The sequence below is a fragment of the Chryseobacterium gregarium DSM 19109 genome, assembly GCF_000430845.1.
Classification (GTDB): Bacteria; Bacteroidota; Bacteroidia; order Flavobacteriales; family Weeksellaceae; genus Chryseobacterium; species Chryseobacterium gregarium.
Genome location: NZ_AUMU01000003.1, coordinates 78,772 through 91,136, shown reverse-complemented (window position 1 = coordinate 91,136; position 12,365 = coordinate 78,772). Strand labels below are relative to the sequence as shown.

12 protein-coding genes are annotated in these 12,365 nt (G+C 36.4%); 4 read left to right on the top strand and 8 right to left on the bottom strand.

The features are described from left to right. Nucleotides 1-294, bottom strand: coding sequence for a hypothetical protein (locus H561_RS0105460; RefSeq protein WP_027386091.1), 294 nt, complete (start codon nt 292-294; stop codon nt 1-3). Nucleotides 295-432: 138 nt separating this feature from the next. Between H561_RS0105460 and H561_RS0105455 the strand changes: the two genes are divergently transcribed. Further along, nucleotides 433-2,865, top strand: a complete 2,433-nt coding sequence (locus H561_RS0105455; RefSeq protein WP_027386090.1) for an alpha-ketoacid dehydrogenase subunit alpha/beta — start codon at nt 433-435, stop codon at nt 2,863-2,865. 49 nt (nt 2,866-2,914) lie between these two features. Here the strand turns inward: H561_RS0105455 and H561_RS0105450 are convergent, their stop codons facing one another. Beyond that, nucleotides 2,915-3,712, bottom strand: coding sequence for a hypothetical protein (locus tag H561_RS0105450; RefSeq protein ID WP_155845748.1), 798 nt, complete (start codon nt 3,710-3,712; stop codon nt 2,915-2,917). A 759-nt stretch (nt 3,713-4,471) separates the two neighbouring features. On the opposite strand from H561_RS0105450, the gene H561_RS0105445 reads away from it, so the two are divergent. Next, on the top strand, nt 4,472-5,206 hold the full coding sequence (locus H561_RS0105445) for a class I SAM-dependent methyltransferase (protein ID WP_027386088.1): 735 nt from the start codon (nt 4,472-4,474) through the stop codon (nt 5,204-5,206). A gap of 97 nt (nt 5,207-5,303) precedes the next feature. Here H561_RS0105445 and gwsS read toward each other — a convergent pair whose 3' ends face one another. From gwsS to H561_RS0105420, 4 genes are all read right to left on the bottom strand, one after another. After that, entirely contained in the window at nt 5,304-6,395 is a 1,092-nt protein-coding gene (gene gwsS / locus H561_RS0105440) for a grasp-with-spasm system SPASM domain peptide maturase (protein ID WP_027386087.1), read from the bottom strand. Between the two features lie 172 nt (nt 6,396-6,567). Next, on the bottom strand, nt 6,568-7,488 hold the full coding sequence (gene gwsG / locus H561_RS0105430) for a grasp-with-spasm system ATP-grasp peptide maturase (RefSeq protein WP_027386085.1): 921 nt from the start codon (nt 7,486-7,488) through the stop codon (nt 6,568-6,570). A gap of 7 nt (nt 7,489-7,495) precedes the next feature. Next, complete coding sequence (locus tag H561_RS0105425) at nt 7,496-7,723, bottom strand: hypothetical protein (RefSeq protein ID WP_027386084.1); 228 nt, start codon at nt 7,721-7,723, stop codon at nt 7,496-7,498. 52 nt (nt 7,724-7,775) lie between these two features. Continuing rightward, a complete protein-coding gene (locus H561_RS0105420) occupies nt 7,776-8,645 on the bottom strand; it encodes a GLPGLI family protein (RefSeq protein ID WP_027386083.1) in 870 nt (289 codons plus the stop codon). A gap of 66 nt (nt 8,646-8,711) precedes the next feature. Between H561_RS0105420 and H561_RS22105 the strand changes: the two genes are divergently transcribed. After that, nucleotides 8,712-9,209 (top strand): TlpA family protein disulfide reductase, encoded by a 498-nt coding sequence (locus tag H561_RS22105; protein ID WP_081411632.1) that lies wholly within the window; start codon nt 8,712-8,714, stop codon nt 9,207-9,209. Between the two features lie 16 nt (nt 9,210-9,225). Here the strand turns inward: H561_RS22105 and H561_RS0105410 are convergent, their stop codons facing one another. Continuing rightward, a complete protein-coding gene (locus tag H561_RS0105410) occupies nt 9,226-9,615 on the bottom strand; it encodes a winged helix-turn-helix transcriptional regulator (RefSeq protein ID WP_027386082.1) in 390 nt (129 codons plus the stop codon). 122 nt (nt 9,616-9,737) lie between these two features. Between H561_RS0105410 and H561_RS0105405 the strand changes: the two genes are divergently transcribed. Beyond that, the gene (locus tag H561_RS0105405) at nt 9,738-10,799 is read left to right on the top strand and encodes an NADH:flavin oxidoreductase (protein WP_027386081.1); all 1,062 of its coding nucleotides are present in this window, start codon (nt 9,738-9,740) and stop codon (nt 10,797-10,799) included. A gap of 332 nt (nt 10,800-11,131) precedes the next feature. Here H561_RS0105405 and H561_RS0105395 read toward each other — a convergent pair whose 3' ends face one another. Next, nucleotides 11,132-12,334 carry a C1 family peptidase gene (locus H561_RS0105395; protein ID WP_027386079.1) on the bottom strand — a complete coding sequence of 401 codons (1,203 nt, stop codon included), beginning with the start codon at nt 12,332-12,334 and terminating at the stop codon, nt 11,132-11,134. Between the last annotated feature and the right edge of the window lie 31 nt (nt 12,335-12,365).

Below are 12,365 nucleotides of genomic sequence, written 5' to 3'. Positions count from 1 at the left end.
TTAAATAATTTTCATCGTTACAATAATAACGGCCAGTACAATACAAAATAAAGCCGTTAAAAATAAATAATCCGCAATAGTTTCAAATTTGTTTCCACGCTTTTCGTGACCGGTTCTGATCGCCAGGAACGAAAAAAAGCAGCTGAACGCGAAAAAAAGGCATGCCACTCCTGCAAATTCGTCCAAGTGCGTGCTGGGGCTCATCTTAGAGATCTTTAGCGAGGTAATGATCACCAGCGAGAAGCCCAGGAGATTGCTTGATGCATTAAGAATATGAGTGGATTTTTTTCCCATCGTCTGCAAATTTAATCCAAGATAAATACAATTTTTTTTATTATCAAATTTTTAAAAAATATTATTGAAAATTAAAATTAATTTAAAAAGTGTATATTAGCAAAATACTTCAGGAACAAAAACTTTTTTTATTGGTTTATGCAGACAACTTATATTGAAACACAACAGATTTCTTTTCAAGATTTTAAAAATCAGATACTTGAAGATTATAAGCTGGGGAGGATCTCCCGCGAAATGTCTTATCTGGGAAGAAGGGAAGTGTTGACAGGAAAAGCTAAATTCGGGATTTTCGGGGACGGTAAAGAACTTCCCCAGCTGGCAATGGCGAAGGTTTTCAGAGACGGTGATTTCCGTTCCGGATATTACAGAGACCAGACTTTTTCACTGGCCATTGATGCATTAACGGTTGAAAGTTTCTTTGCCCAGTTGTATGCCGATACCAGCGTGGAAAGAGAGCCTGCTTCTGCAGGAAGACAGATGAACGGGCATTTTGCCACCAGAAGTTTACATAAGGACGGAAGCTGGAAAGACCTGACGGCCCAGAAGAATATTTCTTCGGATATTTCCCCTACTGCAGGGCAGATGCCGAGATTGTTAGGATTGGCACAGGCTTCAAAAATATATAAAACCGTACAGTTTGAAGGTTCTGAAAAGTTTTCGAAAGGCGGTAATGAGATCGCATTCGGAACCATCGGGGATGCTTCCACAGCGGAAGGCCATTTCTGGGAAACACTGAATGCCGCGTGCGCGCTTCAGGTTCCGATGGTGGTTTCCATCTGGGATGACGGTTACGGAATTTCGGTTCCTACGATGAAGCAGCGGGCAAAAGCGGATATCGCTGAAATGCTGAGCGGTTTCCAGAGAAAGGAAGGCGAATTCCAGGGATGTGAAATCATCCAGGTAAAAGCTTGGGATTATCCGGCTTTACTGGATGCTTATGCAAGAGCAGAGCAGTTTGCAAGGGTTGAAAGTGTTCCGGTGGTCGTTCACGTAATTGAGGTGACACAGCCTCAGGGCCACTCAACTTCGGGATCTCACGAAAGATATAAAAATGAAGAACGTCTGGCCTGGGAATCCCAGTTTGACGGCCTGATAAAATTCAGGGAATGGATTCTGGACTATTCCATTGAAATTGACGGCAAAGAGCAGATCATTGCCAGCCTGGAAGAGCTTGATGCCATTGACGAAGAGGCAAAAAAAACAGTAAAAACCGGGCAGAAAAATGCCTGGGAGAATTACCAGAAAACCATTACGGATCTGATTCATTCTGTTTTACCTTTAGTTGAAAACCTTAAGGGACAGAATGCTGAAATTGAAGACTACATCAGTCAGTTCAACAAACTGGTTTCAAAAGCTAAAAAAGATGTTTTCCATCTGGTAAGAAAGTCTTTGCTGGCCACACGAGGAACAGATTCTGCAGAGAGAAATCAATTGATGCAGAAATACAACGAGATTTTCGAGGTGGAAAAAGACAACTATTCTTCCCACTTATATTCACAGTCTCAGTGGAAAGCTGAAAACATAAAAGAAATCAAGCCGGCTTACTCCGACCGTTCAGAAGATGTGGACGGAAGGGTAGTGGTACGGAATAACTTCGATAAAATATTTGAGAAGTATCCTGAAACCCTGGTCTTTGGTGAAGATGCCGGAAATATCGGCGACGTGAACCAGGGCCTTGAAGGCATGCAGGAAAAATATGGTGAAATCCGAGTGGCAGACACCGGCATCCGTGAAGCGACAATTTTAGGACAGGGAATCGGTATGGCAATGAGAGGCCTGAGACCGATCGCTGAAATCCAGTACCTGGATTATATCCTGTATTGTTTACAGGGAATGAGCGATGATCTGGCAACGGTTCAGTACAGGACAAAAGGCGGCCAGAAAGCTCCGGTCATCATCAGAACAAGAGGCCACAGGCTGGAAGGCGTATGGCATTCGGGTTCTCCGATGGCGGGGATTTTAAACCTTTCCAAAGGAATTCTGGTATTGGTGCCGAGAAACTTAACCAAAGCTGCCGGATTCTACAATACCATGCTTCAGAGCGACGATCCTGCCGTAATTGTGGAATGCTTAAACGGGTACCGGCTAAAAGAAAAACAGCCTGATAACTTAGGGGAATTCACAGTGCCTGTCGGAAAAATCGAAGTAACCAGAGAAGGAAAAGACGTTACGCTGGTAACCTACGGATCCACCTGGAGAATTGTGATGGAAGCTGCGGAAGAACTGGAAAAATTAGGGATTTCTGCAGAAGTTATTGATGTCCAGTCCTTGATTCCTTTTGATTTATCCCATGAAATTGCTGAAAGCGTAAAGAGAACCAACCGTTTGGTGGTCATCGATGAAGATGTGCAGGGCGGAACGTCAGCGTTTATCCTTCAGCATATTTTAGAAAAACAGAAAGCATTCAGATATTTGGATTCTGACCCGATGACCATCGCTGCGAACGATCACCGGCCTGCCTATGCAAGCGACGGCGATTATTTCAGCAAACCCTCTGCAGATGATATGGTAGAGCGAATTTATGCCTTATTTAACGAAACCAATCCTCAGAAATATCCTGCGATATTTTAATAGGAATTTTAAATAATATTGGACCGCTTTCTTTTGGGAAGCGGTTTTTTTATGACTTATCATAACCTATAAGAGATAATTTATTTTCTATATATTGTAATAAATATTCTTCGGAGTTTCCTGAACTGTCATATTGTATATGAAGGAAAAAAACAACAAAAAACAAAATCATTATAATTAATAATAAAATATTCAATCGCCCTTCTATATGAATTTTTTTTTCTTGGTTATCCGGTAGTGCAGTAATTATTAGTATGATAAATAGGAATGAATAGATATGATTCCATCTGAACCAGTCTGCCCCTAAAATGTATAATGGGCTTACCCACAACAGGGAAATTAAGGTAAATATCCTGAAAATACGGATTTGCTGCGGTAAGTATTTTCTGATAAAGAGAAAAGACAAGAGGATCATAAACAGCAGTTCCAAAGCAAACATAATATATGATTTGTAGGCAGCCATCATATCTCGACGTTCCTTCACAGCATCGTAAGTAAATATATTCCATTGATCAAGTTCCACCCCTCTCTGTTTCAAAAAGATTAAGGTCTGCCCTTGGTTAATTTCACCGCCCAAAAAGAATAATATCATCATGATCAGTGTAGATAATAAAAACAGGCTTCCCAAGTATTTTAAATTGATTTGACCAGTCTTTAAAACATACGCAGCCATTACAAAAGGAAGATAAAAATACAATAACTCGTGTATGAATAAACCGGAGATAAAACCTATGAAAAGCACGGACTCTTTAAATACAGTGGGCTTTCCAAAGACAAAGAATAAAATTAACGCCAGTAAAACAATCTCTTTTCTTCCTGAATTAAAAATATTGACAGGGATAAACATAATGCATAGTGGCGAACACAGTAGAATTAGAATATCCCAATTCAGTTTTTTTGATAAGATTAAACGGATCAGGAAATAAAATATAGCCAAAAAGAACAGAGATTGAATAATAAAAATTTGCATGCTTAACGGCACCTTTAAATGATCCTGAATAAAGAATACCAGACTCCCGGATAATCCTCTTCTCTTGAATCCGCCGTCTTTATAATTGATCAGCCAGTCTGAGACCGTCCAGCCAAGTTGTGGCAGATGGGACTTCATATATAACTGGGTGATCACATAGGCTAAAACCATAATAAGAAATCCCAGGTAAGCATAAAATTTTATAGTATTTGATATTTTTATCATGTAACACGATTAAGCTGATAAACCTTTATCCCTATTTTGTATAATCGGATTAAACATCCGGTTATTGCCTTCGGTAAAAGGTGTTACGCACTGCAAAAGAAAGAAAATATTTAGTAAATGAAGAGCATTATCTGCAAATAATACAAATAAACGATAACTGGGACATCAGATTTAAGAGGCTCCATGACCGTTGTGCGCTGTCGAAATCAATCTTAATAACTTTAATTTAATAATGATGGGCGTTGTCTTTTCTTAACTTGGCTTAAATATTTTTTTATTTAATTTAATAATCAGATTTAAGGTATCGGTAATCCCGGGACTTTATGTATTTTAGTGTTTCGTAAACACCCAGAAACCTGCCCGGCACCAGCTGGTAACGATTGCAAAATCCGGAACTGATAAAGCCTTACTATGAAAATCACCAGACTCGTCATCCTCTTCAACAAACCGAAAATACTCCTGGGAGTTATAGTTTCAATCCTTTTGTTAGGGCTGTCATTCCTGATAAAATCGGAATTACTGATCTTGGTCTTAAGAGTCGTCAGCGGACTTATTGTTTTAAACATCATCGCTTCACTCGTCGCAGCTTATATTCTGTATGACCGTTCGGATTTATATGCCTTGAAAAATTTAAAAGAAATCATTGACTTAAAGAAAACCGAAAGTGCCGTTCTCATTCACGCAAGCTTTGATCCTTTGTCAAGAACCCTGGAGGAAAAATACCCCGCTCTGCATTTAACGGTTTGTGACATTTTCGAAAACAGACACGAAAAAGATAAGGGGATAAAAATTTCCAAAAAAGTATTTCCGCCCAATCCTGAAGAAATCAGGATTTCACCGGACAGGCTTCCTTTTGAAAACCAGTCTCAGGATGTCATTCTTGCGGTAACGGCTCTCCATGAAATTCTGGACCATCATCAAAGGGTTTTGTTTTTTACAGAAGTCAAAAGGATTTTGAAAGATGAAGGAATCATCATTGTTTCGGAACAGTTCAGGGATCTCACCAATTTCATTTTCTTTAATATCGGAGCCTTTCATTTTTTAAGCCAGAAGCAATGGAAAAAAGCAGTTTCCGAAGCAGGCCTGAAAATTGTTAAGAACAAGAAAATTACGCCTTTTGCGAATATGCTGGTTATAGGAAAATAAGCTGATATTTTTTAAATAAATCTTTTATACATAACCTACGATATTTTAATTAATGATTTTATATAAATTTTGAAACTGCCTTTGTAAAAAAGCGATTTTATTTTATCTTATAATATTGCATTACTTTTTGCTTCAAAGGATTAGTACTCCAATCTTCCCATTCTCCAATATATGGATTATAACCACATTTTAATGGCTTTGATATATCGAGTCCTTCTTCACTAAAATGTGTTCTTTCTGTATAGGCTCTGCAATCTGTACAAATATATCGAAATTCACAATCTTTACAAACTTCAATATTATCTTTTGTAAGATTCCAATATTTTTTAAAGTCAGATGTATTTAATACTTCTCTAAGTGAATTCGTCTTAATATTTCCGAAATTTTGATGTATTGCGGGACAGTTTTTGATATTGCCGTGAGTATCAATTGTAATTTTTTTATGAAGACATGAATTATGATTGATAGATTCTAAAACTTTGTAAATATTAGTATTAAAATATTTAGGTTCCACCTTTCCGCAATGAGTAAAATTTATAATATTTGCAGTGACAAACTGTCTTTCAAAAAGAATATTTTTATCCCTATCCCAAGTTTCAAGTTTCTCAAAAGGAGCAGCAAAGAAAGAAAGTCTTACAATTTGAGGACAAAATTCATTAATTCTTGAAAATAAAGAATCATTTAAATCTTCATGCCACTTTGACAATATTTCAACGGACTTAATTCTGTTCTGCGGAATTTGATTAAATAAGTCGATGAAATTTTTCTCAGTTAACGGCTCATAAAATACTATTGATACATCAAAACAGCCTAGTTCCTCTAATTGAATAAGGTAGTTATTCAGGTTAAATATAGTACTGTATTTCAGTTCAATAATAGAATTTGTGATTTCACTAGCTTCTTGAAACTCTAATGACATTTCAGGGAAGCATGAGAAAAGCTCCTCAGAACAGAATATTCCGTATTCTTTATCTACAATATGTTGTAAGTTAACTTCAATTATTTTTTGTTCATCATCCGTATATCTAGAGTTAAGAATATCAAGAGGAATTTTTTTATCTAATTCATTAAGAATTTGTGCAAATTCCAAAGGTATTAATTCCGAAGTATTTCTTTCCAAATCGTGTATTATAGCATTCTTTTTTCCTGATACAATTTTACAATTTGGAAATATCTTAAAATATATCATATTAAACGATGTATATTTTTATAAAACGGATCTAAAATATAATTTCCATTATAAAAATTACTAAATAAAACTTTTCTCTTACTTATACTTATTGGCTGTTCCTCTAAGTAAAACATTGGTAATGAAAATATTTGTGGATTTTCATTTATATTTTTTTTAAATTCTATAAACTTCATAATTTTTCTGCTATTAATTTTTCTAGTGGATAATTACATGTCATTGACATATTTGAAAATTGTCCTGTTGGATTTACCTCTAAAAAATAATATTGATTACCTCTAGTTAAAATCCAATCTATTGAGCCAGTATCTAAATTAAGGTCATTCATAACTAAACACAGTTTATCCTCTAAATTCTTTGGAAGTTTGAATAAAGTATGTCGATTTGGCTTTTTATTGTTATAACGTCTGTAATCATCTTTTGTTTGATCATCATTTTGTGAAAAGATAGCCATTGACCATGTTTTACCGTTCAAGAAAAAGGTTCTAATTTCCATTAATTTTTCAATTTTCTCCTGTATTAATGAAGGCGCAAATCTTTCGGGGAAACTTTTTATAAATTTTTCATTTAAAACATTAGTATAAATAATTGAAGCTGTATCCTGAAACTGAAACATTGAGGACTCGGTCTTCATTTTGGTAATAAACTCCCTATTCTTATTTTCAGAAATTAAATTTGATAAGTCTTCCTTATTGTCCAATACATATGTCTCCGGAATATTTAATCCATTTTTCTTTGCAGTCTGTAAAACAATTAACTTATTTAAGTTCATGGCTTGCTGATAATGGCCAATTCCTTTTTTTTCTCTTAATAAGTAAGAAATATATCCTTCGGTTATTTCAAATTCACTTTTAATTGTTTGGTGATTCGTAATCATAGGCTTTATTATACTTCCTTTTCTATACCAAAATGATTTAACATCGTTTAAATCTATGTGTTCATCTGTTTCTGACTTAATAAAAATATTATTCGTCCTGAAACTTAAATCTGTTATATAACTATTTATTCGTGTTACTTCCTTTCCATAATGATACAACCAATCCTGTACAAGATTGGTTGTAAAATCATTTTTGTTGGATAAAATGAGAACCATTTAACTATTATGGATAATGGTAAGTTCCTCCATCTTCCGTTGTCCCATCAAGGGTAATTAGTGTACCGCCATCAGACCAATAAGATACTTCACTGTCACCGCCATTTGCACCAGTACAAAGATCTTCTCTTCTCGTTGTACCACCATCAGGTAATTTTCCTCCCATGATGTTTCCCATTGTTTCTTTTTCAAGATTTAAACTGTTTTCTTCTTGAAAATCTTTAATTGTTTTCATTTAAAAAATTTATGTTTAGTTTTCCTACTCTTTAAAGGATTTTCGGTTACTCCTATTTTTTAAAGTCATTAATTAGTTTATTGTTATTCCTTTTTAGAATTGCTTTTCTTGCTTCGCGTTGATTTTTAATATAGTCAGATTTTGAAATTTCATTTCCTGATGAATCATAAAATTTTGAAGACACAACTTCGTTTTCATTATTAGTTGATTGTACAACGTTATTCACAAACTGATCATCATTATTGATTAGTAATTTTTTAAATTCTTTATGTGTTAAAGTAACTTTAGTATTTAAAGATTCGCGCTGCTTACTCTGAAACATCGGAATAAAATTTAGATCTACATCGCCTATATTTGAAATTCCTACAAGTTTAAAACTTTGAGATTTTGTCCGATCTTCCGCAATTATTATTAAGCCTGGTAAGCCTTGAAAAGTGTAGGGTCCAATATTTAAGGGTATTTCTTTGGTAAACCAAACATCCCATTCTCTATAGTTTATTTTTGCAGTAGCTTTTTGGATCTTATAGTTTTCAAAAATTTTAGTCTCAGGAAGTATTGTCCAATGAATCTTATTATCAAGCATTACTTCGAAATAATTCCTTGTAGGACCGCCCATATAGTATAACTTAGGTGTATCATTCTTTTTATTGATAATGATCTCACGGAATAAAACATTGCTATAAGGATAAAATTGTGGTGGATTTCCTTTAGGATCTCTAAGGTTGTACAGAGAATCGATTTCATTAATCTTATTGCTGTAAAATAACGAGCCCTCTGATGATGTATCTAAAACTAAAAGTTCATTTTTTTTACTTTCAAGATTTGTAGAATCATTAGAGAAAGTATATTCATAAATAAATCGTTTATTTTGACTACTTATAAAACCCCAACAGAAAAAAGATAGAATAATAATTAGTTTCATTACATTGTGAATTGTTTTGCTAAAATATATAAAAAATAATATATTCGTTAAAAAAATTAATATTGTATGAAAAAATTTGTGATTTTATTTTTGCTGGTTTGTAATTCTATACTAATTGCACAAACTTCACAGTTCAGAACATTTCCCGATATGGAAAAAAAATTGGGAACTCATTTTCCAATCGAAAATTATAAAGATAAGGATGGAAAAAATTTTGATTCTAATTATTTAAAAGGTAAAAATACTCTAATTAATCTATGGTTTACTAATTGTGCACCATGTATTAAAGAAATTCCCGTTTTAAATGAATTGAAAGAATCTGTTCCCAATGCTAATTTCATTGCTATCACACATGACCCTGCAGATAAGGTAAATAATTTTTTACTAAAAAGAAGTTATACATTCTTTCAAATAACAGATGCAGGAAAACAATTGCAATCTTATTTAATGGTTCAAAGATTTCCAATGTCATTTATTTTAGACAAAGAAGGAAACATTAGAGAAATAATGGGACTTGTCAGTGAAGATAAACTTCCAATGATTAAAAAAATATTACGAGAATAAATTAAATAAAAAACTGTCAAACGACAGCCTTTTTTACTTTCTTACTTTCCAAAAGAGTTTTACAATCCTTCTCCTTAATCGGATCATAAACATGATACCTTGTTTCCCATTCTTCCAGTTGGTATAAAATCGGCAGCAATGCCAGTCCTTTTTCCGTCAGCGAATATTCAACCCTCGGAGGGAGTTCTTTGAACTCTTCCCGGATTACCAGCCCGTCCGACTGCATTTCGCGCAGCTGATCCGTAAGGACTTTCCTGGAAATGACATTGATGCGCACGGCAAGTTCCCCGAAACGCAGTTTCCGGTCTTTGATCACCAGTACAATGATCGGTTTCCATTTGCTTCCCAGCGCAGACATTGCTTTACCCAGCGGGCAGCTGTATTTCATCAGTTCATTTTTTACCATGTGTTACTTTTATGTTACTAATGTAAGTTACTGCGAAGTTACCACTTTTTTCCAATGGTAAGATACAAAAGTGAACTATTATTAGTTACTTTGTGTAACAATTATAAACAGTTAGTATAAAGATGAGCACAGAATCATTATTTAAACCTTTTCAATACAAAAATCTACAGCTTAACAATAGAATCGTAATGGCTCCGATGACCAGGGCACAGTCTGATAATGGTGTTCCGACGCAGCAGATTGCAGATTATTATGCACGGAGGGCAGCGGCAGAAGTAGGATTGATTATTTCCGAAGGAACCGTGATCAACAGGCCGGCTTCCAAAAACATGCAGAACATCCCGGATTTCTACGGTACAGAAGCTTTGAACGGATGGAAAAACGTAATTGATGCCGTTCATGAAAACGGCGGAAAAATGGGTCCTCAGATCTGGCATGTAGGTGATACGAGAAGTTCTGCCGATTATCCGTTGGTTGATATGGAAAAGGCTTCCACAATGACCCTGGAGGATATTCAGGATACGATCGCCCAGTTTGCTGCTTCGGCAAAATCAGCTAAGGATTCAGGGTTTGATGTTTTGGAAATCCACGGTGCTCACGGGTATCTGATTGACCAGTTTTTCTGGGAGGTAACTAATACAAGGACCGATGAATACGGAGGGAAAACGTTAAAGGAACGAAGCCGGTTTGCCGTGGATATCATAAAAGCCATGAGAGAGGCGGTAGGAGAGGGTTTCACCATCATCATCAGGCTTTCCCAGTGGAAGCAGCAGGATTATTCTGCCAAACTGGCCCACACGCCCGAGGAAATGGAAGAATGGCTGTTGCCGCTGAAAGAAGCCGGAGTGGATATTTTTCACTGTTCGCAAAGACGCTTCTGGGAACCGGAATTTGAAGGTTCCGACCTGAATTTTGCAGGCTGGGCGAAAAAAATTACCGGACAGCCGACCATTACCGTAGGATCGGTAGGACTTGAAGGAGATTTCATGTCTGCATTTGCCGGACAGGGAACGGAGAAAACTGATTTATCAGAATTGACCCGAAGGCTGGAAAGAGGCGATTTTGACCTGGTAGCAGTCGGACGTGCCCTGTTACAGGACCCGGAATGGGTGAAAAAAATAAAAGAAGGAAAAACGGAAGAGCTTCTTGATTTTTCCGCAGAAAGCATGGGTGTACTCTATTAATGTGAATCGTCAATCGTGGATGTGGCTCTGTACCGGTTTGGTTTTACAATTTTCTGTACCGGTATCCATTATTTACTATTCACTTCGGGGCCTTATTCACTTTTGATGATTGACAGTTTACTATATCTTGATTTACCTATTTAAATTTTTAAACGAAACCGCTCAGGATTTTTCCTGGGTGGTTTTTCCTCTTCAAAAACAGCTGATCAATTCAGTAATTTCAGTTAAAGATATTCAGGAATTAACGGCCGGACACGTGAAAACAAAACCGTCTTCAAAAAATGAAAACGGTTTGAAAGGATTAAATATGCTGATGACAGCAGTGATGTATTTTAAAGGCCGATATTCTTCGTTGGCTTTAACTGTTTTTTAATGTTTTTGGGCAATGCGTCTTTGTGAACCAGGATTGCTGTCGACTTATATTCAACATACGGTTTTGTGACGTAGATATACCCTTCAAAATCATTGGTCACGCCCCATGAATTTTTCACCATATAGTATTCCTTTCCCGACTGGTCTTTTGCAAGGCCTACAATATGCATCCCATGATCATCGGTGGTGGAAAGGTTATTTAATGCCTGCTGACGCATGTCTTCAGTGATCGTTTTATCTTTTTTCGGTTCCGTGAATAAGGTTCCTTTGTTTTCTGCATTGATCTGATTCAGATCCATATCCGGAACATAGGCTACCCCGTTTTTATAAGAAAAATAAGGCTCCGAAACATCAGTCGCCCATCCTATGGAATATCCTTTACCCACAGCATTATCGATAATCGCCGTTAAATCCTTCATCGGAACGTTCCAGTCAGAATCGTGACTCCAGTTATCAGGAATCGGAACTACAAATTTCTGGTAATACGGATAATCTTTATAAGAAGACAGTTCTACATAATCTTCAGGATTAATCCCGACTACCTGCTTTGCAAAAGTCTGCGGGGTATACGATTTTCCTTCATACGTAAAGTTGGCGGGAACTTTTCCTAAATATTGGTCGAGGATGACATCCACGGAAGACATCCAGTTGTCAGAAAGCTTCCCTTTGGCGGCGGCCTGCACTAGGCTGTCTAATACAGGTTTTAATTTGCCCTGCATTTCAGAAAAATTATTCATCGTCTGTCCCTGCTGTAAACCGGTGTACACCTCCTGTGGAACCGCTCCGTATTTTTTGTACATATTGATTACATCATGAAGCTCGCCACCATCGCCCCAGCTGATGGCACCGTTGTTCAGGACGTATAATTTGGCTTTGTCGTGATAAGAGTTTCTTGCCGTGAAGATCTCGGCTAAATCAACAGGCTTCTTACCCATTCTCTGCATTTCAGATTCAAGAAAAGAGTTTCCCGAATAGCTCCAGCATGTTCCCGAAGACCCCTGGTTCTTTACTGAAGTGGCGCCTACATCTTTCAGAGTGGTAAACTGGAAATTGGCGTGTTGGGACTGGTTGTTTTTTAATTTGTTGATGAGGTCATCCTGGGCAAACATCATACTTCCTGCAGACAAAACAAAAAGCAATGATACAAATTTGGTATTCTTCATTACTGTAAAAAAATTATTTATACGAATAGTC